The organism is Gordonibacter sp. Marseille-P4307, from assembly GCF_900604965.1.
Taxonomy (GTDB): Bacteria; Actinomycetota; Coriobacteriia; order Coriobacteriales; family Eggerthellaceae; genus Berryella.
Genome location: NZ_UWPD01000001.1, coordinates 176,856 through 199,925 on the forward strand (window position 1 = coordinate 176,856; position 23,070 = coordinate 199,925).

General features: G+C 62.5%; 18 protein-coding genes. 3 read left to right on the forward strand and 15 right to left on the reverse strand.

Annotated features, from left to right (window positions below):
- Positions 1-39: 39 nt before the first annotated feature.
- The 6 genes from hisC to gatC all read right to left on the reverse strand — a co-directional run bounded on the left by hisC (position 40) and on the right by gatC (position 7,686).
- Positions 40-1,188 (reverse strand): histidinol-phosphate transaminase, encoded by a 1,149-nt coding sequence (gene hisC, locus EIH26_RS00825; protein WP_241152713.1) that lies wholly within the window; start codon positions 1,186-1,188, stop codon positions 40-42.
- On the reverse strand, positions 1,169-2,470 hold the full coding sequence (hisD, locus tag EIH26_RS00830) for a histidinol dehydrogenase (RefSeq protein ID WP_124060329.1): 1,302 nt from the start codon (positions 2,468-2,470) through the stop codon (positions 1,169-1,171). The genes hisC and hisD overlap by 20 nt, the downstream gene beginning before the upstream one ends.
- A 1-nt stretch (position 2,471) precedes the next feature.
- A complete protein-coding gene (gene hisG, locus EIH26_RS00835; protein WP_124060330.1) occupies positions 2,472-4,145 on the reverse strand; it encodes an ATP phosphoribosyltransferase in 1,674 nt (557 codons plus the stop codon).
- A 177-nt stretch (positions 4,146-4,322) separates the two neighbouring features.
- Positions 4,323-5,885 (reverse strand): Asp-tRNA(Asn)/Glu-tRNA(Gln) amidotransferase subunit GatB, encoded by a 1,563-nt coding sequence (gene gatB / locus EIH26_RS00840; RefSeq protein WP_124060331.1) that lies wholly within the window; start codon positions 5,883-5,885, stop codon positions 4,323-4,325.
- A 2-nt stretch (positions 5,886-5,887) separates the two neighbouring features.
- Positions 5,888-7,375, reverse strand: a complete 1,488-nt coding sequence (gatA, locus tag EIH26_RS00845; RefSeq protein WP_124060332.1) for an Asp-tRNA(Asn)/Glu-tRNA(Gln) amidotransferase subunit GatA — start codon at positions 7,373-7,375, stop codon at positions 5,888-5,890.
- Complete coding sequence (gene gatC, locus EIH26_RS00850; RefSeq protein ID WP_124060333.1) at positions 7,375-7,686, reverse strand: Asp-tRNA(Asn)/Glu-tRNA(Gln) amidotransferase subunit GatC; 312 nt, start codon at positions 7,684-7,686, stop codon at positions 7,375-7,377. The genes gatA and gatC overlap by 1 nt, the downstream gene beginning before the upstream one ends.
- A 221-nt stretch (positions 7,687-7,907) precedes the next feature.
- Between gatC and EIH26_RS00855 the strand changes: the two genes are divergently transcribed.
- Positions 7,908-8,828: an FAD:protein FMN transferase gene (locus EIH26_RS00855; RefSeq protein ID WP_124060334.1), complete on the forward strand. Its 921-nt coding sequence runs from the start codon at positions 7,908-7,910 to the stop codon at positions 8,826-8,828.
- A 48-nt stretch (positions 8,829-8,876) separates the two neighbouring features.
- On the opposite strand, the gene recQ is transcribed toward EIH26_RS00855, so the two are convergent.
- The 3 genes from recQ to EIH26_RS00870 all read right to left on the reverse strand — a co-directional run bounded on the left by recQ (position 8,877) and on the right by EIH26_RS00870 (position 13,295).
- On the reverse strand, positions 8,877-10,727 hold the full coding sequence (recQ, locus tag EIH26_RS00860; protein ID WP_124060335.1) for a DNA helicase RecQ: 1,851 nt from the start codon (positions 10,725-10,727) through the stop codon (positions 8,877-8,879).
- Positions 10,728-10,733: 6 nt separating this feature from the next.
- Positions 10,734-11,798, reverse strand: a complete 1,065-nt coding sequence (gene ychF, locus EIH26_RS00865) for a redox-regulated ATPase YchF (protein ID WP_124060336.1) — start codon at positions 11,796-11,798, stop codon at positions 10,734-10,736.
- 117 nt (positions 11,799-11,915) lie between these two features.
- Positions 11,916-13,295: a sodium-dependent transporter gene (locus EIH26_RS00870; protein WP_124060337.1), complete on the reverse strand. Its 1,380-nt coding sequence runs from the start codon at positions 13,293-13,295 to the stop codon at positions 11,916-11,918.
- 176 nt (positions 13,296-13,471) lie between these two features.
- Here EIH26_RS00870 and asnB point away from each other — a divergent pair, with 176 nt between their 5' ends.
- On the forward strand, positions 13,472-15,430 hold the full coding sequence (gene asnB / locus EIH26_RS00875) for an asparagine synthase (glutamine-hydrolyzing) (protein ID WP_124060338.1): 1,959 nt from the start codon (positions 13,472-13,474) through the stop codon (positions 15,428-15,430).
- A 1-nt stretch (position 15,431) separates the two neighbouring features.
- On the opposite strand, the gene EIH26_RS00880 is transcribed toward asnB, so the two are convergent.
- From EIH26_RS00880 to EIH26_RS00900, 5 genes are read right to left on the reverse strand one after another with little or no spacing between them, the layout of a single operon-like run.
- Positions 15,432-16,046: an ABC transporter ATP-binding protein gene (locus tag EIH26_RS00880; RefSeq protein WP_124060339.1), complete on the reverse strand. Its 615-nt coding sequence runs from the start codon at positions 16,044-16,046 to the stop codon at positions 15,432-15,434.
- A 3-nt stretch (positions 16,047-16,049) separates the two neighbouring features.
- Complete coding sequence (locus tag EIH26_RS00885; protein WP_124060340.1) at positions 16,050-17,021, reverse strand: ATP-binding cassette domain-containing protein; 972 nt, start codon at positions 17,019-17,021, stop codon at positions 16,050-16,052.
- A gap of 9 nt (positions 17,022-17,030) precedes the next feature.
- Positions 17,031-17,912, reverse strand: coding sequence for an ABC transporter permease (locus EIH26_RS00890; protein ID WP_124060341.1), 882 nt, complete (start codon positions 17,910-17,912; stop codon positions 17,031-17,033).
- Positions 17,905-18,870, reverse strand: a complete 966-nt coding sequence (locus tag EIH26_RS00895; protein WP_241152714.1) for an ABC transporter permease subunit — start codon at positions 18,868-18,870, stop codon at positions 17,905-17,907. Before EIH26_RS00895 ends, EIH26_RS00890 begins: the two co-directional genes overlap by 8 nt.
- A 46-nt stretch (positions 18,871-18,916) precedes the next feature.
- Positions 18,917-20,539: an ABC transporter substrate-binding protein gene (locus EIH26_RS00900; protein ID WP_124060343.1), complete on the reverse strand. Its 1,623-nt coding sequence runs from the start codon at positions 20,537-20,539 to the stop codon at positions 18,917-18,919.
- Between the two features lie 335 nt (positions 20,540-20,874).
- On the opposite strand from EIH26_RS00900, the gene EIH26_RS00905 reads away from it, so the two are divergent.
- Entirely contained in the window at positions 20,875-22,092 is a 1,218-nt protein-coding gene (locus EIH26_RS00905; RefSeq protein WP_164470932.1) for a glycosyltransferase family 4 protein, read from the forward strand.
- 141 nt (positions 22,093-22,233) lie between these two features.
- Here the strand turns inward: EIH26_RS00905 and truA are convergent, their stop codons facing one another.
- Positions 22,234-23,067: a tRNA pseudouridine(38-40) synthase TruA gene (gene truA, locus EIH26_RS00910; RefSeq protein ID WP_124060345.1), complete on the reverse strand. Its 834-nt coding sequence runs from the start codon at positions 23,065-23,067 to the stop codon at positions 22,234-22,236.
- Between the last annotated feature and the right edge of the window lie 3 nt (positions 23,068-23,070).

Genomic DNA, 23,070 nt, shown 5'->3' on the forward strand with positions numbered 1-23,070 from the left:
TCCATCGCGCCCGCCCGCTGCGAGAAGCGATTCTGTCCGTCACCGTTTCCCATCGCTCTTCCCGCTCGCGACGATATCGCCCAGAACCTCAAGAAAGCGATCGTTTTCCTGCGGCGTTCCGATAGAGACGCGCAGGCAGTTCTCCAAATAGCGCGTTCGGGAGAAATCGCGCACCAGCACCCCGCACGATAAAAGCCCGCTCCATACAGCGGATGCATCCGCCATGCGCAGCAGGATGAAGTTGGATTCGGACGGGAACGCCTCCACACCGTCCATCCGCTTCAGCTGCCGATACACGCGCTCGCGCTCGGCCACGATCTGTTCGATGCCGAACACGAACTCCGATCGGTTCTCGTACACCGCGCTTGCGATGGCCTGGGAGATAGCATCGACCGAATAGGGCTGACGGACCTTCTTGTATTCGGATAGAACGCGCACGTTTCCCAGAAGGTAGCCGACGCGCACCCCGGCCAACGAAAACGCCTTTGAAAACGTCCTCAGTATCACGAGGTTCTCGTAGCTTTCCAGCAAGGGCCGCACCGTTTTCCGGGAGAATTCGAAGTACGCCTCATCCACCACCACCAAAGCGTCGCTCGCTTCCAGAACGCGGCGAACGAAGCTTTCCGAGACCGTATCGCCCGTGGGATTGTTCGGACTGGTCAAGATGGTGAAGTCGACATCTCCTCGCGACAGGCGCGCAACCAGCGCGTCTTCATCCACCTGAAAGTCGGCGCGGCGCGGCACCTCGACCACGGCCGTGTTGGTAAGCAGGGCGTTGCCTTCGTACACGCTGAACGTCGGAGGGACATTCAGGAAGACGCGCCCCGGCCCTCCCCATGCAAGCGCCGTATCGAGAAGAAGCTCATCGCCCCCGTTGCCGATAAGAACCTGGTCGCGATCGAGTCCGTTTGCCTGAGCGATGAGATCGCGCAGGCCGTTTGCTAGAGGATCGGGATAGCGGTTGAGTGGAACCTGCCTGACGGCGCGCATGACCATCGCACGCAGGCCGTCGGGAACGTCGCGCGGATTCTCGTTTGCCGAAACCATAACCTCGGCGGGAATGTACTTCGGATCGTACGACACCAGATCGAGCACATGCGGTGCCGGCTTTCGCACGGCCCGCATCTCATCTGTCCCCCGTCGAGAGGACGATGCGGATGCGAACGCCCTATCGGCCGAATCTTGCATCGTAGACCTCTTTTCTCAACTCGACGCTGCGCGCGTGGGCCCAAAGCCCCTCGTGATGCGCGATAACGCTCACCGCTTCGGCGTCGAACGCCAGCGCCTCGGGCGAATACTGGATGATGCTCGACTTCTTGACGAACTCCTCCACCGCCAGAGGAGACGAGAACCGAGCCGTACCCCCGGTGGGAAGCGTATGGTTCGGACCCGCCACGTAATCCCCCACCGCCTCGGGCGTCCACTCGCCCAAAAATATCGCACCGGCGTGCCTGATGGCGCCCAAAGAATCCATGGGGTTTTCAATATGCAGCTCGAGGTGCTCGGGAGCGATGACGTTGGCCGCCTCCAGCGCCTGTGCAAGCGTCCGGCATATCACCACAAGGCCTTGGTCGTTCATAGATGCCGAGGTGATGTCGGCGCGGGTCGAATCCTTCATATGCTCGGCGATCGCACCCTCCACGCGATCCGCGTAATCCTGCGAGAACGTCACCAGGTAACAGGTTGCCAGCGGATCGTGCTCGGCCTGGGCCATAAGGTCGATGGCCACCAGACGCGGGTCGGCCGTTTCATCGGCCACCACCAGCACCTCCGAGGGCCCGGCAACCATATCGATGCCCACATCGCCCGACACCAGCTGCTTGGCTGCGGCAACGAAGGCGTTTCCCGGGCCGGTGATCTTATCGACCGGAGCGATGGACTCGGTTCCGTAGGCAAGCGCGGCCACCGCCTGAGCGCCGCCGACCGAGTATATCTCGGTGATGCCCGCCAACCGGCATGCTTCGAGAACGGCGGAATCGAGCGAGCCGTCCTTAGTGGGGGGCGTAACCGCCACGATGCGCTTCACGCCCGCAACCGAAGCGGGGATGGCGTTCATGAGAAGCGTGGAAGGATACAGCGCGCGGCCTCCCGGCACGTAGATGCCCACGGAATCGAGCGGAGTGACCTTCGCCCCCACGATCGCGCCGTCGGGTCTCGTGACAAACCAGCTCTGTTCGACCTGACGCTCGTGAAACTCCCTGATCTGCCGGGCAGCATGCTGAAGCGCGGCGGATATACGAGGATCCACCGCAGCCAGGGCCGCATCGATCGTTTCTTGGGGCACGCGAAACGATTCGAGGGCGACCCCGTCGAAACGCTCTGTGTATTCGGACAGGGCCGCATCGCCGCGCTCGCGCACGTCTTCCACGATCGAAGCGGCGGCGGTCATGGCCTGGGCGTTAAACGCGCTTTTCCTCTCGAGGTGCTTGTTTGAAAACGACTCGTCGGCGGCAAGGACGATTCGACGCATGTTATTCCCCTTTCCTCACATCGGTTGATCCGGCGGTTACGCCCAGCTCTCGTGCACAAGCGACTCTCGATAGGTCGGCTGCCAGCCCCCTTACGCGTCCGTCGGTGCGAAACGCCCCGTCGTTGGCGAAAAACCGAGCCGTTGACGACAGCACCTCGTCCGTTACGACAAGGTTGTTCTCTTTGAGGGTGGCGCCCGTCGCCGTAATATCGACGATGCACTCCGACAACCCCGTCAGAGGGCCCAGCTCGATATTGCCGTGCAGCTTGACAATTTCCACCTGCGTTCCAGCTCGCGCGAAGTGCGCTGCGGCGATACTCGGATACTTCGTAGCCACGCGCAGCGAACCGTGCCTGCGGTAGCGAGCGGCCAGGGCCTCTTCGGAACCCGCCAGTTGGGCGACGACGAACCTGCAGCTGCCGAAACGAAGATCGGCCAGCTTCACCACGCTCGCCTCCGACTCGATGAGGGAATCGGCCCCGCAGATTCCGCAATCCGCAGCCCCCAACTCGACGAACACCGGAGCATCGGTGGGCCTCACGATGATGTATTCCACGCCGGGATTCTTCACTATGAGCGCGCGCCCCGGATCATCGAGGCCCGTGACGTCCAGACCGGCCTCGGCAAGCGCCGCAACCGATTCTTCGTACAGCGAGCCTTTGGGAACCGCGATCCTGAGGGGACGGCCCCCAGATGCGGACGGCGCGGACGCAGACAGCGCATCCTCCAGGAAGAACGCGAATCCCGCCGCAGGTCGCGAATCGCCGTAAACGGCCAGCAGATCGTCGTAGCGGCCACCGCCGCCCAAAGACGAGCCCAGACTCGGGCAGAACGCCTCGAACACCGCGCCCGTGTAATAGTCGAACGCGCTCATCACGGAGAAATCGACCACGAGGCGCGCACCCAAACCGGCTTCGACCAGAAGGTCGAAGGTCTCCTGCAGATCGTCCAATCCATCCGAGCACCCCAGCGGCTCGGCCAGTTCCCTCACCTCATCGATCGCCTCGCGGCCCCCTCGAATCGAAGCAAGGCTGCCGATGGCCCGCGCGAAAACCGGTGCGACCTCGTAAGGATCGGGAAAAGCCGTCAGCTGCTCGATGGCCACGAAATCGGAGGAATGAAACGCCTCGAGCACCCGATCGATCCAGAGGCGCGGCGCCCTGCTGTTTGCAAGCATGGATCGCAGCACCGAAACGGTGGCCAGCGAGATCGAGAAATCGACCACGCCCGACGCTTCGAGCGATCGGGCGAACAGCTCGATCACTTCGGCATCGGCCTGCGGGCCGCTCTCTCCGATGCACTCGACGCCCACCTGCGTGCGCTCGCGCTCGGCGGCCGATGAGATACCGCCGGTTTCACGGAATATCCTCTGGGAATAGCGGAAGCGAAACGGGCCGGGCCGACCCTTCAACCTGGTGGCGCACATACGCGCAACCTGCAGCGTAACGTCGGGTCGCATGGTGACCAAAGCGCCGTTGCCGTCGAAGAACTTAAACGACGAAAGCTCCATGCGGGCACCCATCTGCATGACCCGGGCATGCTCGAGCGTAGGGGTTTCTATGAGCTCGTAGCCGCGCGCGGCGAACCCGTCCTGAACGTTGCGCAGGACCCGTTCGCGCTTCGACGCCTCGTCCGTAAGGACGTCGCGAAATCCCGAAGGCGTAACAACCTCCATAGAGAGCCCCTTTCGATCGTGCTTCGTGCAGATACTTTAGCACGATATAGTAATAAAGCACTCGTGCCGTAGGGGGTTCGCAGGTTCCACATAACAGGATCCAAGGAAAACATCCGGCCTCCCGTCCCGAAGGGCGGAAGACCGGTTCTTGGCGCAATCTCGGTTTCGCGACGCAGCCTATCCCAGCTTTGATGCGAGGATCTCGTTGATGACCTTGGGATTGCCCTGGCCTTTCATGGCCTTCATGCACTGTCCGACGAAAAAGCCCATGAGCCCGACCTTCCCCCCGCGGTACTGCTCGACCTTGTCGGGATTGTCGGAAAGCACCCGATCGATCACGGCTTCGATGGCCCCGGTGTCGGATACCTGCTTCATTCCGCGCTCTTCGACGATGACCGCGGGGTCCTTATCCTCTTCGAGGACGGCAGAAAACACCTCTTTGACCTGCTTGGACGATATCGCGTTCGATGCCGCCAAATCGACCAGCTGCACCGCGCGCCGAGGAGTGAGCAGATGAATCGAAACGCCCGCGTTCACCGACGCGGTCACATCGTTCAAGGCCAGATTGACAAGCGGCTTTGCCAGATCGGCCGCCTTGTCTCCCGCCTGCGCCATCGCGCCCTCGAAGAACTCAACCGTGAAGTCGTTTTCCACCACATGGCGCGCATCGTAGGACGACAACCCGTATGCGCGCTCGAAACGGGCCGCCTTCTGATCGGGCAATTCGGGAAGCTTCCTGCGCACGCTCTCGATGAACTCGTCGGACAGGTCGTAAGGAGCCAGATCGGGCTCGGGGAACAGGCGGTAGTCGTCGGCCGTCTCCTTCGTGCGCATCACGATGGTGTGCTTGAGCGACGGATCCCAATGACGCGTCTCCTGGTAGATCCGACCTCCCTCTTCAAGCACTTCGGCCTGACGGCAGATCTCGTACAGAAGCCCGTCGTGCAGCGATTTGAAGCTGTTGAGGTTCTTCAGCTCGGTTTTCGTACCGAACTTCTCGGTTCCGCGACGGCGCAGCGAGATATTGCCGTCGCAGCGCAGGGAGCCCTCCTCCATCGAGCAGTCGGAAATGCCGATGGCAAGGTAGATCTGGCGCAGCTTCTGCATGAACAGGCGCGCCTCTTCGGGCGTGCGCAAATCGGGTTCGGTGACCAGCTCGATAAGCGGCGTGCCGGCGCGATTGTAGTCAACCAGGGAGTGGGTGGCGCCCGCAATGCGCCCCTCGCCGCCGCCCACGTGGTTCATCTTGCCCGCGTCTTCCTCCATATGGATGCGCGTGATCCCCACATGGGCCACGTACCCGTCGGCCGTTCGACGGATGTTTTCCGCCTCGTCGCCTGCAGAAAGGCGATCGAGACGGTAGCGCTCGCCCGCCGCCTTCCCATCGACCTGCAGATCCAGATGGCCCCGCATGCAAAACGCCACGGGGCCCTGCGTGGTCTGGAAGTTCTTGGCCATGTCGGGGTACATGTAGTTCTTGCGGTAGAACATCGAGCGTTTCTCGATATCGCAGTTGGTGGCAAGCCCCGCCAGCACGATGGATTCGATGGCCGCCTTGTTGGGTACGGGAAGCGCCCCGGGCAGACCCAGGCACACCGGACAGGTGTGCGTGTTCGGATCGGCGCCGAACTCAAGCTTGCATCCGCAGAACATCTTGGTGGTAAGGGTGGTCAGCTCGGCGTGTACCTCCAAGCCGATAACCGCCTCCCAATCCTCCAGGACCTCTTCGAGCTTCTTCACTGCTACTCGCCTGCCCTTCCGACGAAATCCGGCGCCGTGCCGACAACCGGGTAGACGGTTTCCAACGCCGCGGCCACGCGCAGCATGTTCTCATCTTTGAACTGGGGAGAAATGATCTGGATTCCCACCGGCATCCCCTCGTTGCGCGTAAGCGGCAACGGAAAGCTCATACCGCCCGTGCCCGCGATGTTCACCGAAATGGTGAACATGTCGGTGAGGTACATCGAAGTGGGATCGCTCAGCTCGCCCAGCTTGAAGGCGGTCTTCGGCGCGACGGGCGCGACGATCGCGTCCACCTTCTCGTAAGCGCGGCGGTAATCCTGCGTGATAAGGGTGCGGACCTGCTGGGCGGGATAGTAGTACGTATCGTACACGCCGGCTGAAAGCAGATAGCTGCCCAGCATGATGCGACGGCGCGCTTCGGGACCGAAGCCCGTGGCCCGGCTGGCCTCGTACTGCGAGCCGAGGTCTCGGTGACCCGGATCGCAGTAACCGTAGCGCACAGAGTCGAACCGTGCGAGATTCGAATACGCCTCGCAGGGCCCCAAAACATAGTAGGCGCTCATCGCGGCCTGAGCGTTGGGCAAATCGACCTCGACGATGAGGGCGCCCAGATTCTCCAATTCGCGGATCGCATCCTCGATGCGCTCTTTCACCAACGGATCGAGGCCGCGCGCCTCCATGAACGCGGGAACCACGCCCACCTTCATGCCGCGCACGCCCTCGTCCAGGTTCGCCGTGAAGTCGGTGGCGATATCCTGGCTGGTCACGTCCAGCCGATCTCGCCCTGAAATGGCATTCAGAACGAGTGCGGCGTCGCGCACGCTGCGGGCGAAGGGACCCACCTGGTCAAGCGAGCTTCCGAAGGCAACGACGCCGTAGCGCGAGACCACGCCGTACGAGGGCTTCACGGCAACGGTGCCCGTGAAGCTGCCCGGCTGGCGAATCGATCCGCCGGTATCGGAACCCAGCGCGACCACGGCCATGCCCGCGGCAACCGCCGCGGCCGAGCCGCCCGACGAGCCCCCGGGGACGCACTCGAGATTCCAGGGGTTGCGCGTGGCCCCGAACGCGGAAGACTCGGTGGTCGAACCGAATGCGAATTCGTCCATGTTCACTTTGCCCAGAGGGATCGAACCCGCGTCGAGTGCGCGCTGCACGCACGTGGCGGTGTAGGGAGACACGTAGTTTTCCAACATGCGACTCGCGCAGGTGGTATGCGTGCCCAGAAGGTTCAGGTTGTCCTTGAACGCGATGGGAACGCCCGCCAGAACCCCCAGCTCGCCGAAGCGTCCCTTGGCGATGGCATCGTCGACTTGCGCCGCCTTCGCGTACGCTTTGTCCTCGGTAAGCTCGAGAAACGAACGGACTTCGGAGTCGTATCGCGCGATATGGGAAAACGCCCGATCCGTCAGCTCTTTCGCGCTGAACTCCCCGGAGGAGAGCCCTCGGCGAACATCGGCGATGCCCATGATCTCGACGCGCTGCATCAGCGATCGCCCCCTTCGCCCAGAATCGAGGGGATGAGGAAGCACCCGTCTTGCTGCCTGGGAGCGTTGGACAGGGCTTCTTCCTGCGTGAAACCCGCCTCTTCCTCATCGTCGCGCATGACGTTGGAAAGCCCCCCGATGGGATGAAACGTCGGCTCGACGCCGTCCAGATCGTACTCGGTGATGGGTCGAAGGCTGTCGATGATACTGTTCAGATCCTCCGTCATCGGAGGTATTTCGTCGTCGGTTAAACGGATGCGTGCGTATTCCGCAATCGCGCGCACATCATGCTCGGACACGTGCTGCGTCATGGATGCGAACCTGCTTTCATCTTGCGGCGAGGCGGCGAACCGATCGATTCGGACGGCGTCTTCCCGCTCCCTCTTGGATCATCGGACTATGATAGCAAAAGCCGCGGGACGCACCCGCCGCCCCTTGCTGCGGTTTGGGAAAAAGCGGCGGCATCGAGGATAATGAGAAAGGCGGTGCATCCGCCTCTGGATTCGGGAAACGACGAGAGGAGAGCCATCCGGTGGAAGCGTTCGAGTTCCCGCTGTACGACACATGCAACCTTATCCAGTCCGACCTGGCGGCCGATACGCTCGCGTCGTCGCTTGAACTGGCCCGATGCTACGAGCTTCTGTTTTCGCGAACCAACCCCGCAAGCGAGCTGTTCCAGGTGAACGCGCACGCGGGATCGACCGTTTCCGTCAGCCGCCAACTGGCCGAACTCGTTTCCGACGCACTGGGCTACTGCGAGGAATCGGGCGGGTTGTTCGACATCACGATGGGCACCGCCGTGCGCCTCTGGAACTTCAAGGCGAAAACCCTCCCCGATAAACGGCTGCTGGCCGATGCCGTCGGCCATGTTGGCTACGAAACGATAAGCTGCACCCCCGCATCGATCCGCATAGGCGATCCGGATGCGTCAATCGACCTGGGCGGCATCGCGAAAGGATGGATCGCCGACGGGATCCTGGATTGGCTGGAGCAGGCCGGAGGGCGCCACAACCTGGTCAACCTCGGAGGAAACGTCGCGGTGCGCGGAGGCAAAGAGAACGGATCGCCCTGGAGGATAGGCCTGAGACAACCCGCCCCCTCTTCGGAAACACCCTCCCAAAGCTCGTTCGCCGTCATCGAGATCGACTCCGGATCGGTGGTTACCAGCGGCATATACGAGCGCGCATTCGAGTGCAACGGAAGCGTCTACCACCACATCCTCGACCCGAGTACCGGCATGCCCGCCCGAACCGACGTAGTGAGCGCCAGCGTGGTGTCGAAGCGCTCGCTTGACGGCGACGGGTACTCGACCGCCTTGATACTCATGGGGGCCGACCGCGCCCTGCAGTTCGCCGAAGCCCACCCCCGCATCGAAGCGGTGCTGGTCACCGACGAAGGCGACGTGCTGGCCACATCGGGAATCGGACGCGACTACGCGTTTCGCATGCTGTAGGGAACCGCACTTCGTGCGCACACGACGGCGCCCGTCAAGCGATCCGCCCTACGCCCGGCCGGAAAACTCCTTGACGACGTCCATGAAAGCGGCTCCGTACCGAGCAAGCTTGGTCTGTCCGACGCCGGCAACCTCCAGCATCTCCGCCTCGGTACGCGGCATGCGCTCGCACATATCCCGCAGCGTTGAATCGCTGAATACCACGTACGGAGGCACCCCCTGTCGCAAGGCAAGCTCTTTGCGCACGGCGCGCAGACGATCGAACAGCAGCCTCTGATCCTGCGTAAGCGCTTGAGCGGAAGACGAGCGCGTGCGATGCAACGTCGCCGATGCCGATGCGCTGACGCGCTTCATCTCGAGCTTGAAGCCCTCGTCAGCCGCTTCTCGAAAACGGTCCCCCAATCCGACAAGCGGATACTTTCCCTCGCTCACTTCCAGATAGCGCGTCGAAGCCAAAAGCTCGATCACTTCTTTAACTGTTCGCGCGGAATCCTGGACGCTGCCGTAGGAAAAGCAGTGGTCCAGCCCCGCCTCGCGAATCTTCTGGCTGCGCGAACCGGTAACCACGTCTGCCACCATGCCCTTGCCGTACTGACCGCGCAGTTCGTGCACGCAGCGCATGATCGCCCGCGCGGTCGAGGTCACGTCCACGGTCGAAAACCCTCCCGCGCAATTCGAGCAGTTCCCGCACCGATCGCGCACGGATCGTTCGCCGAAATACCCCAGGATGTACGAACGCAGGCACTGCGTGGTGGTGCAGTACCCCACCATCGACGCCAGAAGGCGCCGCTGCGTCATGCGCACGCACGCGGCCTCGTCATCGGTGAGCTTTTCGTTTCCGGACTCGGCTTCGATGAAGAATCGGCAGGTGGCGATATCCGAATCGTTCCACAAAAGGATGCATTCGGACGGCTCGCCATCACGTCCGGCACGCCCGGCCTCCTGGTAGTACGCCTCGATGCTGCCCGGCATGTTGTGGTGGATGACGTAGCGCACGTTCGACTTGTCGATTCCCATACCGAATGCATTGGTGGCTACCATCACCTGGACATCGTCGTTGACGAACGCGCGTTGGTTCTCCGTTCGCTCCATGCTGGCAAGACCGGCATGGTATCGCGTTGCCGACGCGCCCCGCTCGCGCAGATATTCGCACACGCGGTCGGTGTCCTTGCGCGTCGAGCAGTACACGATGCCGCTATCGTTCGGATGTTCAGCCACGTGCCGCGCTATACGCTCGAGTTTGTGCTTCGTTGCCCTTTGCTCGACCGAAAAACCGAGGTTGGGGCGATCGAACCCCGTCACGACGACGAACGGGTCGGACAGACCCAAGATTCGCTCGATATCGCTTCTTACCTGCTGGGTTGCCGTCGCCGTGAACGCCGCGAAGACGGGACGGCGGGGCAGAGACGCCACGAACTCCCCGATGCCCAGATACGAAGGGCGAAAGTCCTGGCCCCATTGCGAAACGCAGTGCGACTCGTCAACCGCGAACACAACGACGTCGGCCTCGCGGGCAAACAGCGCGAACCGCGGGTCGGCGAGACGTTCGGGAGCAACGTACATGATCTGATAGGCGCCCTCCCGCGCGCGCCTCAGCACGGTCTCTTGCTGGCCCGGCGTAAGGGACGAGTTCAGGTAGGCCGCACGCACCCCGGCCTCCAGCAAGCTGCGCACCTGGTCTCCCATAAGCGACACCAGCGGAGACACCACGATGGTGACGCCTCCCAAGACCACCGCCGGGATCTGGTAGCACACCGATTTCCCCGCACCCGTGGGCATCACGCCCAGGCAGTCGCGACCTTCCAGCAAAGCCTGGACGACCCGATCCTGCCCGGGCCGAAACCCTTCGTACCCGAAATGCATTCTGAGCGCTTGACGCGCCTCGTCGATAGAGGGCATGAAGGCCTACACGTTGAATTTGAAGTGCATGACATCGCCGTCCTTGACGACGTATTCCTTGCCCTCCTGGCGAAGCTTTCCGGCCGCACGGCACCCCGCCTCCCCGTTGTAGGCAACATAGTCCTCATACGATGCAGTTTCGGCCTTGATGAAGCCGCGCTCGAAGTCGGTATGGATAACTCCGGCCGCCTGGGGAGCTTTGGCACCGACGGGAATGGTCCAGGCGCGGGTCTCCTGCACGCCGCTGGTGAAGTACGACTGCAACCCCAAAAGCGCATAGGCCTCGCGAGCCAAGCGCGCCAAACCGCTTTCCTCCAAACCCAGCTCTTCCAAGAACAAGGCGGCGTCTTCGGGATCGAGTTCGGCGAGATCGGCCTCGACCTTCGCGCTAATGGGAACCGGTTTGCAACCGTCGATCTCGGCAAGATCGACCGCAACCTGACCCTCGTCCACATTCGCCACGTACAAGACGGGCTTCATCGTAAGCAGGTGGAGATCTCGGATAGACCCTTTCTGCTCGTCGAAAAGATCGAGCGTGCGGGCGCGGTGGCCCTCCCCCAGATGCGCGGCCAGACTGCGGGCGGTTTCCAACTTGAGCACCAGCGTTTTATCGCGTTTCGCGTCCTTCTCGAGACGCGGCAGGGCCTTCTCGACCGTTGCCAGATCGGCCAGGATCAACTCGGTGTTGATGGTCTCCACATCGCTTGCCGGGTTCACCTTGCCATCGACATGCACCACGTCGGGATCGCTGAAATAGCGCACGACTTGGCAGATCGCGTCGGTCTCGCGAATGTTGGCCAGAAACTGGTTGCCCAGGCCCTCGCCACGCGACGCTCCCGCAACCAGCCCGGCGATGTCCACGAACTCCACCGTTGCAGGGATGATGCGCGCCGCACCGTCGATGGCGGACAGCTTCTCGAGGCGTCCGTCGGGCACGGGCACCACGCCCACGTTGGGCTCGATCGTGGCGAAAGGATAGTTTGCCGCAAGAGCCTCGTTGCTGGTCAGTGCATTGAAGAGAGTCGATTTCCCTACGTTGGGCAATCCGACGATTCCGATCGATAAAGCCATGTGACTCCTAAACCCGATGAATACACGAAAACGCGCAGCAACATACTATGCTGCTGCGCGCTCCCTCGCAACCGCGATGCGGGCCGACCCGTCGGGACGCCCGCACCCGCGATCCGCCTAGAACTTGAAGATGCCGAACTGCGCACCCACGTACGCGACCAAAATGAGGGTCACGAGAACCGGAGCGACGTACTTGATCATAACCGTCCAGGCGCTCTTCAGCTTGAACGGACCGGCAAGCTCGACCTCGTCGATAAGCGTCTGGGGCTTGAGGATCCAGCCGACAAACACGCAGGTGATCAGCGCGACGATGGGCATGATGACCGAATTCGAGACGAAGTCGAACAGATCGAGAATCGACGAGCCCTCGCCAAGCGGCTGGACGAAGCTGAGGCCGTTGTAGCCCAGGTTGATGAAGACGCCCGCGACCACCACGATGACGATGGTGGTGGTCAGCGACTTCTTACGCGACCAGCCCGCACCGTCCTGAATGATGGACACGCACGTCTCAACCAGAGAGATCGCGCTGGTCAGAGCCGCAAACAGCACCAACAGGAAGAACAGGAAGCCCAATATGGCCGCAATGCCGCCCATGCTCTCGAACACCGAGGGAAGGGTGATGAACATAAGCGAGGGACCCGACTTGGCGGCAACCGCTTCACCCGAGCCCATGGCCACGAAAGCGGCCGGAACGATCATGAGGCCGGCCAGGATGGAGACGCCCAGATCGAACATGCCGATCTGGCTCACGCTGGACGTGAGGCTGGACTTCTTATCCAGATAAGAGCCATAGGTGATCATGATGCCCATAGCAAGCGACAGGCTGTAGAACATCTGGCCCAACGCGCCGATGAACAGCTCGGCAGATAGCTTCGAGACATCGGGCACCAGATAGTACGCGACACCATCGAGGGCTCCGGGCATGGTTATGGTGTAGATGGCAATGCCGACGGCCATGATGATGAGCGCAGGCATCATAAACGTATTCGTCTTCTCGATGCCGCCCTTGACGCCGAAGCCGACCACCACGAACACGATGGCCATGAAGATGCCCATCCACACGAAGCTCTCGACCGGGCTGGTAATGAAGCCGACGAAGAAGTTGCCGCCGTCAGCGAGGGCGGCGGGGCCGTTCATTAGATATGCCGCTGCGTACTTCGTCACCCAACCGCCGATGATGCTGTAATACGGGGTGATGATGAAGGGCACAGCGGAAGCCAGAACGCCGATGAATGCGAACTTCTTGCCGAAATGCTTGAACGCGCCGATGGCGGACAGACCGGTCTTGCGGCCCAAAGCCGTCTCGAGCAGCAGAAGCGACACGCCGAACGTGAACACCAGCAGCAGGTACGTAAGGATGAACGTGCCTCCGCCGTACTTCGCGGCCAGATACGGGAACCGCCACATGTTGCCCAGGCCCACGGCGGAAGCCGCGCCAGCCAACACGAACGCCCATCGCCCTGACCAGGCCGAGCGCGCTTCGTTACTTGATGCCATTTCCTCTCCTCTTCCTTTCTCCATGCGTTCTGCCCGAACGCTCCCTTCCATAGGTAATCTGGGAATCCGCACATTATAGCGACTTTGCATAGAGGAAACACCGGCTAATGGTATTCGGCTATCATTAATCCGCTAACGACAAAAACTCGAACCCCCAGGGCAAGGAGAGCGGTCTCATGTGCGGCATCTGCGGCTTTACCGGCGCAACAGAGCAAGACGGAGCGATCCTCCGATCCATGTGCGACATCATGGAGCATCGCGGGCCCGACGGCGAGGGCCGCTACCTCGACGACGGCATCGCCCTGGGACACCGGAGGCTGTCCCTGATCGATCTTGCCGGGGGCGGACAACCCATGGTGCGCGCAACCCGCGATCTCCGCGCACGCGTCACGTCCCCCGCGTATCGCGGCGACGGCTCCCCTTGCGCCGACGAAGCGTCGATGCAGGCCAAAGGGGATCTCGCGATCGTATTCAACGGCGAGATCTACAACTACCGCGACCTGCGCGGCGAGCTGGAAGCGGCCGGCTGGGAGTTTTCCACCAACTCCGACACCGAAGTGCTGCTGGTAAGCTATCTGGCCTGGGGGGAAGACATGCTCGAGCGGCTGCGCGGCATGTTCGCCTTCGCCATCTGGGACCGGCAGACCCGCGAGCTGTTCTGCGCCCGCGACTTCTTCGGCATCAAGCCCTTCTACTACACCGCGACCGAGGGGCGCTTCATCTTCGCGTCCGAAATCAAATCCATCCTCGAACATCCCGCGTACAAACGCGAGCTGAACGAAGAGGCCCTCGCCCAGTACCTGTGCTTTCAGTTCTCGGCTTTGAACGAAACGTTCTTCAAGGGGGTCTTCAAGCTTCCCCAGGGTCACTGCCTGCGCGTGAAGGCCGATGGAACCCTCGAGATGCGGCGCTGGTGGAAGCCCGCATACTGCTTCGATGACGCCCGCAGCCAAGCCAATACGGTCGAGGCGATCGATCGGACCATGCGCGAATCGGTTCGCTACCACAACGTGGCCGATGTCGAAGTCGGTTCGTTTCTGTCCAGCGGCATCGACTCCAGCTACATGGCCGCCTGCCTCGCGAAGGAAAACCCCGATATCAAAACGTTCACCGTCGGATTCGCCGAATACGAAGGGGAGCGCGACGAGATTTCGTGGGCCCGCGAGCTGGCCGACGAGCTGCACATCGCCAACACCTCCAAGCATATCGGGGAAGAAGAGTACTGGGCCAGCCTGCCGCGGGTCCAGTGGCATATGGACGAGCCTTCCGCCGACCCCAGCGCCGTGGCCCTGTACTTCGTCGATCAGATCGCCGCAACCCAGGTGAAGGCGGTTCTGTCGGGCGAGGGCGCCGACGAGTTCTTCGGCGGGTACCGCATCTACCAGACCCCCTTCTCGAACGGGAAGCTCGCGTGGTGCCCGAAGCCGGTGCTGCGCGGCGCGTCCAAGCTGATGCGCGCGCTGGGCATCCGCGGAGCGAACTACCTCGAGCGCGCGTCCCAGACCGCCGAGGACTGGTACTACACCAACGCGAACGGCGTGGCGTTTTCCCCCGCCGAACGCGTTGCGATCATGAAGAACCCACCCAACGTCCCCTCGCCCCAGGCCCTGTGCGCCCCCGCCTACGCCGAGGTTGCGAACCTGGACGAGGTAACCAGGATGCAGTACGTCGATCTGCAGTTCTGGCTGGTGGGAGACATCCTGTTGAAAACCGACAAGATGTCGATGGCCCATTCGCTTGAATCGCGCGTGCCCTTCCTCGACCGCGAGGTGTTCGCCATGAGCGCCACCATCCCCACCAGGCAGAAGGTAAGCGATACGCAGACCAAACTCACGCTGCGCCAGGCGGCCGAACGGGCGATCCCGCGCGACTGGGCCCAGAAGGAAAAGCTCGGATTCCCCGTTCCCGTAGTGAACTGGCTGCGCCAGGACCGCTACTACAACGAGGTGAAGGGGTGGTTCACGGGGGATCTGGCCGAGAGGTTCTTCGACACCGGAGAGCTCGTGCGCATTCTGGACGAGCACCGCGCCGGAGCCGATCGCTCGCGCAAGATCTGGATCGTCTACATGTTCCTCGTGTGGTACCGCATCTACTTCGTGGACCGCACGGCTCCCGCCAAGCCCTCGGTCTGCTAGCTTAAGGCCGCGGCTCCGCTTCCAGATCGACCACCCTCGTGGCGAGGCGTGCCGTAAGATCGGAGCTGTGCGATACCAGCACCATGCCCACCCCTTCCCGGCAGACGAACTCCAGCAGGAAGCGCCATATCTGAGCCTGGGTAACGGCATCCAGCATGGTCGATATCTCGTCGGCGATCAGATAGCGCGGACCCACGGCGACAGCCCGCGCTATGCAGAACCGCTGCAGCTCGCCTCCCGAAAGCTCGTGGGGAAACCTCCGCAGCCATTCGCCCTTGATGCCCAGCGCGTCAAGTACGTCGGGTGCAACATCGCCCGCTTCGCGAAGCGACTGCTCCATCCTCATGCGCGGATCGAGGGCATGCTCGGGATGCTGGCCTATCAGCTGGACGGGGCAGACGCCGCGCTTCGGAAGCGGCGCTCCGTCCACCGTGATGCTTCCCGAAAGCGGCGTCTCGAAACCGGCCAGCAAACGGCACAGCGTGGTTTTCCCGAACCCGGAAGAAGCGGCAAGCGCCACGCGCTCCGACGGCTCTACAGACAGCGAGAACCCCCGGTAAAGCACGGTGCCGCCGCCCTGGTATCCGAACGTGACGTTTTCAGCTTCCAGCGCCATCGCCTAGCGCTCCTTTCCCGCATCGACGCGATCGGCAGCGATATCCTCGGGCTTCCCCGCCGCGGCTTGACCCCGCCGATCCTCGACGTTGAAGCCGTGCGCGGGAAGGGCGTGCCACAGCGCACGGGAAAACGGATGAGAGAGCAGCGCAGGATCGTCGAAGCAGCTTACCGGAACCTCTTCCACCACGGTTCCGTCCTTGAAAACCGCCACCCGATCAGCCGCTTGAAGGGCAAGTTCGATGTCGTGGGTAATCAGCAGAACGCCACCGCCCGTATCAGCGAACGCCCGGAAATCCTCCAGGGCCTTCAAGGCCAGCGGCAGGTCCAACCCGGGCGTGGGCTCGTCGGCGATGATCAGAGACGGGTGGTCGATGAGGGCGCAGCACAGCAGCACACGGCGCGCCATACCGCCCGACAACTCGAAGGGATACAGGTCGGCAACGCGCTTATCCAACCGGTAACGGTCGAACAGCTCTTCTCTACGCGCGCGGCGGCCCTCCGCATCTTCCGATGCAAACGAACCTTCAACCTGGCGCCCCACCTTCATCAAGGGATCGAGGAACGCCACGCTCTGGGGAACGAGGGCTATCCCGGTTCCGCGCGCGGCGACCAGCGCGTCGGCATCCATGTGCCGCCCCTCGAACCATATATCGCCCGACACCACGGCGTTTGGTTCGAACGAACCCATAACGGCATTGGCCAGAAGGGTCTTTCCCGACCCCGACGCTCCGACGATCGCCACGATCTCTCCGCGGTCGATCGACAGGCTCAAACCGTCAATCACCTTCCTCTCGCGCCGGTGCGCGCGGAAAAACGACGAAGCGTCCTCATCGTACATGCGAAAACCGATGCTCAGCCCTTCCACCCTGAGCAAAGGGGCACCGCGATGGGCGCATTCCAAACCGGAAGAAGAGGGCCGCGTATCCGCGCGATCCGACCCGCCACGCGCCATGCGGCAACGTTTGCCGTCCATCGAAGCCCCCTATTCCTGCGAACTGCGCGGATCGACCAGCTTGCGCAGGCTAGATCCGGCGAGATCGAACAACATGACCACGACGATAAGCGCAAGGCCGGGAAACACCGCCAGCCACCACATGCCCGCCGAAAGGTACGACATCGACTCGGACAGGACCACCCCGATAGCCGGCTGCTCGGGGGGGATGCCGAAACCGAGGAACGTGATGGCGGCCTCGTGCAGGATCGCGTGGGGAAACAGCAGCACGAACCCTACGATGAGCTGGGGAAGCACATAGGGAACCATATGACGCGCGGCGATCTGCAGGCGGCTGGCCCCCAGCTTGCGAGCGGTCGCCACGAAATGGGACTGGCGCAGCTGCAGTATCTCGGCGCGCAGCACGCGCGTAAGGCTGGGCCAATGGGTAACCGCAACCGCCACGATGATGCCCACCGCGCCCTTCCCCAACGCATACGAGATGAGGATCAAAAGCACGATATGGGGAATCCCCATCATGAGATCGACCATCCATGCAACCACCGCATCGGCCTTCGGCCCCCCGAGGGTTGCGAACAGCGATAGCGCAAGGGCGATGAGCGCCGAAAGCGCGGCCGCCACCAACCCCACGGTAATGCTGGTGGAAAGCCCCGCCGCGACGCGCAGCAGCATATCGCGCCCCATCCAGTCGGTGCCGAACAGATGGGACATCGACGGAACGAGGCCCTTCTGGGAGAAATCGGTCGCACAGGCAGCATCCTGCAACTGGAAGCCCAGCCACGCCACCAGCGCCAAGAGCACGGCCGACACCGAAAAAGCCGCCAGCGTGCGCACGCGGTTGCTGGTCCGCGAAACACGCGGAACATGAAGCGGCGCGGCGCTTCGGTTGCGAGGAATTTCGAGATCAGACATCGGCGCACGCCCCTTCTCCGCGCCGTATCCGCGGATCGACCACGCCGTACAAGATGTTGGCGATCAGGTTCCCGCTGAACACGAACAGCGCCGACACAAGAGCGATGCCCACCAGCAGCGCCACATCGCCGCCCGTGGCCGCAACGACGGCGGCCTGACCCAGGCCCGGATACGAAAACACCTGCTCGACCAGCACCGACCCTCCGAATATCTCGGCGATCGATGCGAACTGCAGCGTAATGGCCGGAAGCACGAGGTTTCTCAAACCGTGCCTGCACAGAGCCTGGCGCCCGCTCGCTCCGCGCAGGCAGGCGAACCGCATATAATCGCTCTCGAGCACATCGATCGCCTTCTCACGCGTATGCAATGCGATGTTGGCGACCCCCGTCACCGACAGAGTGATCGCGGGAAGCGCCAGATGATGCAAGAGGTCGCCAAAAGTCACATCGGACGCCGACGTGCCGATGGGCACCGAGAACCCCAGGGGGAACCATCCCAGGCGCACGCTGAACACGATAAGGAACACCAGACCCAGCCAGAACGCGGGCGTAGACGCCAATAGATAGCAGTACCCCTTCACCAGTTTGTCGATGCGCCCTCCCCGACGAGCGGCCGCAAGGACTCCCAACCCGAACCCCACGACGCCGCTTGCCGCCCAAGCGACCGCCATCAGCAGAATCGTGTTGCCCGCCCGCTGCGCGATCACGTCAAGAACCGGAGCGTTGAACCTCAGCGAGGTGCCCCAATCGCCCTGAAGAAAGGCCGAAGCCCAGGTGGTGTAGCGCTCCCACAGCGGGGTTCCGCTTCCCCACACCTGGGCGAGCGCGGCCTTCTTCTCGGGAGACATGCCCGCATAAGCGGCTTGGCCGACGTTGGCCTGAACCGGATCTATGGGAGAGAGGCTTACCAGCACGAACACAAGCACGCTGACGGCGACCATCAGCAATGCGAACCGCACCAGGTTCCTTGCGATAAAGCGTCTCAAGATAGGCGCCCCGTTTCGCCTACCAGGTCCACCGGTCGATGTTGTTGGCAAACGACCAACCATGACCGTGCGGATGGGGCTTCTGGGGCGCTATATGGAGGCCTTCGCGCACGAAGTACAGATGGTCGATGTTCGCCAACCAGACCCAAGCCGCCTCGCCCTGCGGGGCGAACCCCTGAGAGCCATCCCACTGCGCAAGTTTCCAGTACTCGAACGACGCTTCGACGTTGGGCTGCGCGAGCGCAGCGTCGAGATAGGCGTCGCATGCCTCGCTGACATAGCCGGCGTAGTTCCCCTCGCTGGTCGAGCGATACAGGCTGTTCGTCTCGAGAGGGCTGTTGGTGCCCCATCCCCACACAACGGGATCAGAGTATCCGTGGGCGAAGATCTCGTCCCAGTCGGTTCCGCGCAGGTTCACCGCGATACCCAGGTCTTTCATCTGGTTGGCGAACTCGTTCGCAAACGATTGGCGCACCTTGTCGTTGGCCGGGTAGAACAGATCGAACGCGGCCCGCACGCCGTCCTTCTCCAGAACGCCGTCCGCGCCCGCCGACCATCCGCCCGAAGCGAGGATCTCCTTCGCGTACGCGACGTCGGTTTTGCACTTCATGTCGTCAGACGACCAGGGCATCCCGTCGCCGACACTGTACGCGACCGAGCCGTAGCCGTTCAGGATGTTGTCGACGAACTTCTGACGGTCCAGTCCGTAGTTGATGGCCCGTCTGATGGAAAGATCGCACGTCACCGCGTTGCCAACCGGATAAACCGCTCCATCCTCCGCCGTCTTGCTGGTACCGGGAGCGGTCATCGGCAGCGAGATGCCGCGCGAGTCGACCGACGAATAGTGCTCGAGCGAATAGCCGGGCACCGTCGCTCCGGACAGCACCGCCGATGTGTAGGCAACGTCCACCTTGCCCGACTGCACGGCGGCCAACGCGGCATCTTCTTCCATGAACAAGACGACAACGCGCTCGATCTTCGGAGCCTCGCCGTAGTAGCCGGGGTTTGCCACCAGTATGGCCTGCTGGCCCTTATCCCACTGCTCCAGCTTGTAGCGTCCCGAACCGATCGGGTTGGAACCGTAATCGGCTCCGTACGCATGCTGGGGAACGATGCCGATGGTCGCAACAAGGTACAGCAAGGCGTTGAACGGCTTGTTCAGTGAGAACACCGCAGTCTGGTCGTCGGGGGCCGACACCTCCTTGACAAACGACAGATCAACCTCGGATTCAGCCGTGTTCATGATGGTGTTGAAGGTGAAGGCGACATCGCGAGCCGTCAGGGGCTTGTCGTCAGTGAACTTCACGTCGCTGCGAATCTTGAACTCCCACGACAAGCCATCCGAAGATACGGCATACGACGTGGCAAGATCGTTTTGGAACGCAAGCTTCTCATCGGTTGTAACCAGAGTCGATTGGATCAGCGGCTCGTGACCGTGTCCGCCGTCTCCCCATCCCCTGATCGGATCGAAGCCCGCCTCGGGCTCGGACCCAACCGGCATCGCCATGACAACCTGTTTATTCTCCGTAACCTCGCCCGATGAAGACGAACGGGACGACCCACAGGCGGAAAGCAGACCGCCCGCCGAAACCGCGGCAGCCGCAATTCCCGACATCTTCACAAACCCACGCCTCGTAAGCATACGAACGCCTTCCTCTCCGAAGTGTTACCCTTCTAAAATACGTATCACTTTATCATAGGAAATTCGACATAATAGGGGTTTTTCTCCATCTCGCGCAAAACCGGGCGACATGCGGCAAGACGGGCAAACGGGCACCCGCCAACCGAAAAACCGCCTGCCGAGATTATCGTCTTCGCCGTCTTTCTCTCCGCATCTCCGCGCATACCGCACCGCGCGCCCTCCCGAATACGCAATGCGCTACAATGCTGAAAAACAGGCACGTTTTCCACTTCGGACGCCCGCCTTTTCGAATGGGCCGCCCGCAACCGATCCCGAAGCGAAAACGGGGAACCATCTTGAAGATTCTCAACGTCATAGCCCAGAAGCCCGATTTCACCGGAAGCGGCATCTTCCTTGCCCGCACCGTCGAACAAGAGCTGTTACTGGGTCACGAAACCGCTGTGATCTGCGGTATTGAAAACAACGAGACAATCGAGACCCTTCCAGATCGAACAGAGGTCGCTCCCGTGCGGTTCAGCACCGACGAGGTGCCGTTCAACGTGTGCGGCATGTCCGACACCATGCCCTACCCTTCCACCCGCTACCGCGACCTCGAACCTGACGCCGCCGCTGCGTTCGAGGCGGCGTTTTCCCGCAGGCTGACAGAGACCCTGGAATCCTTCGATCCCGACATCGTCGTTTGCCATCATCTGTATCTGCTGACCAGCATCGTGCGCGAAACCGTAACGGATCGGCCCGTCGTGGCATTTTGCCACTCCACCGATCTGCGCCAAATGGAGCAGCACGACCTTCAGCGCGACCGCATAATCCAAGCCGTGCGCGATCTCGACCGCATCTTCGCTCTCCATGCGCAGCAGCAAGCTGATATCGAGCGGATCTACGGGGTCGATCCCCAACGCATCAGCCAGACCGGACCGGGATTCGATCAAGACGCCTTCAACCTCGACGGCCCTCCCGTCCATCGCGCGCAGGGCTCGCTTGTGTTCGTGGGCAAGGTATCCCGCGCGAAGGGAGTCCAGGCGCTTGTCGAAGCCCTCAACCTTATCTCGGCCGATCGAGTGCCCGAGGGGTTCTCCCTCGATCTCGTGGGCGGACACGGAAGCGACCGAGCGGAGTACGAAACCCTCTGCGAATGCGCCCGCACCTGCGCCTGGCCCGTCGCGCTGCGCGGGCGCGTACCCCTCGACGAACTGGTGGCGAAATACCGCTCGAGCGAGGTGTTCGTGCTGCCCTCGTTCTTCGACGGGCTTCCACTGTCGGCCGTCGAAGCCCTGGCTTGCGGGTGCAAGGCGGTTCTGTCCGACTTGCCCGGCCTGCGTCCCTGGTTCGAGAAGAACATCCCCGACGCCCCCATCGTCTGGGTGGCGCCGCCGCGCATGAAGGCCGTAGACGAACCGATCGAAGAAGACCTGCCCGCCTTCGAGCGGCGCCTGGCCGATGCTGTCGTCGAATGCCTCGCCATGCCCTCCCGCCCCGCCTGCGTCAATTCGCTTTCCTGGAAAAGCCTGACGGAGCGCTTCGTGAGGGAGGCAGCCGAACCGAGGCTATGCTAACCGGATTGCACGCACGCAGGTGAGATGCCCTTTGGCATCCTCGAATACGCACAAGCGCCCGTCACGGCTGGTATACAGCTGCCGGAACCGCGCGGCCTCGGTGCGCTTCTTGTCGCCCTTGGGTTCCCTTCTCGCGCGCATTCAGTACCTCACATCCCAGAAAACCAGGCCGTGCGCAGGGGCGCATTCGCCTGCCGCCGTACGGTCGCGCGCCTCGAGGGCGCGCTCGATCCAGTCGGGGTCGCGCTGGCCCTTCCCCACCATGACAAGCGACCCCACCATCGTGCGCACCATAGAGTGCAGAAACGCGTTTCCCACCACGCGCACGACAAGGGCGAGTTCGCCCATGACGTCCTCTTCGAACAAAGACACCTCGCTCACGTACCGACAGGTGGGCTTGTCGATGGCAGACGCCGCCTTGCAGAAGCTCTTGTAGTCGCGCTCGCCGATGAAGTGAGCCGCCGCCGCGCGCATGGCCCCGACATCCAAAGACCCGGAAACGAACCAGGCGAAATCGCCTGCGAAGAGGGGCGGCACGTCGCCCGTGCAGATGCGGTAGCGGTATTCGCGCTCGACGGCATCGAACCGGGCGGAAAACCCGAGTGCCCGGCGCCGGACCTCGTGCACGACGATATCGTCGTGGGTAAGGGCGTTAAGCGACCTTACGGCGCGGCGACTCGCGAGCCTTTCAACCTCGCTTGCGTATACGTCCACCGAAACCACCTGTTTGCGGGCGTGAACGCCGGCATCGGTGCGACCCGCGCACACCACTTCCACCGGTCGGCGCAGCATGAGCGACAGCGCGTGCTCGACCTCGCCCTGAACCGTCAGACGTCCCGGTTGGCGCGCGAAGCCGCAAAACGCCGCGCCCCGATATCCCAGCGCGATCGAAAACGTGGCCTCGGGAACCGCGCGACCGCCCTCCTGCAACTCGAAAGCCGCCCGATCGGCCGATATGCACCTGCAGTCCTGCATACC

What these genes read in the sequence shown, in the direction of transcription:
- EIH26_RS00870 (WP_124060337.1), bottom strand. Translation starts at nt 13,295, where the DNA reads ATGGCATCAAGTAACGAAGCGCGCTCGGCCTGGTCAGGGCGATGGGCG.
- hisD (WP_124060329.1), bottom strand. Translation starts at nt 2,470, where the DNA reads ATGCGTCGAATCGTCCTTGCCGCCGACGAGTCGTTTTCAAACAAGCAC.
- EIH26_RS00900 (WP_124060343.1), bottom strand. Translation starts at nt 20,539, where the DNA reads ATGCTTACGAGGCGTGGGTTTGTGAAGATGTCGGGAATTGCGGCTGCC.
- recQ (WP_124060335.1), bottom strand. Translation starts at nt 10,727, where the DNA reads ATGCCCTCTATCGACGAGGCGCGTCAAGCGCTCAGAATGCATTTCGGG.
- ychF (WP_124060336.1), bottom strand. Translation starts at nt 11,798, where the DNA reads ATGGCTTTATCGATCGGAATCGTCGGATTGCCCAACGTAGGGAAATCG.
- EIH26_RS00880 (WP_124060339.1), bottom strand. Translation starts at nt 16,046, where the DNA reads ATGGCGCTGGAAGCTGAAAACGTCACGTTCGGATACCAGGGCGGCGGC.
- asnB (WP_124060338.1), top strand. Translation starts at nt 13,472, where the DNA reads ATGTGCGGCATCTGCGGCTTTACCGGCGCAACAGAGCAAGACGGAGCG.
- hisG (WP_124060330.1), bottom strand. Translation starts at nt 4,145, where the DNA reads ATGGAGGTTGTTACGCCTTCGGGATTTCGCGACGTCCTTACGGACGAG.
- gatC (WP_124060333.1), bottom strand. Translation starts at nt 7,686, where the DNA reads ATGACGCAGCACGTGTCCGAGCATGATGTGCGCGCGATTGCGGAATAC.
- EIH26_RS00890 (WP_124060341.1), bottom strand. Translation starts at nt 17,912, where the DNA reads ATGTCTGATCTCGAAATTCCTCGCAACCGAAGCGCCGCGCCGCTTCAT.
- gatA (WP_124060332.1), bottom strand. Translation starts at nt 7,375, where the DNA reads ATGCAGCGCGTCGAGATCATGGGCATCGCCGATGTTCGCCGAGGGCTC.
- EIH26_RS00885 (WP_124060340.1), bottom strand. Translation starts at nt 17,021, where the DNA reads ATGGACGGCAAACGTTGCCGCATGGCGCGTGGCGGGTCGGATCGCGCG.
- truA (WP_124060345.1), bottom strand. Translation starts at nt 23,067, where the DNA reads ATGCAGGACTGCAGGTGCATATCGGCCGATCGGGCGGCTTTCGAGTTG.
- hisC (WP_241152713.1), bottom strand. Translation starts at nt 1,188, where the DNA reads ATGCAAGATTCGGCCGATAGGGCGTTCGCATCCGCATCGTCCTCTCGA.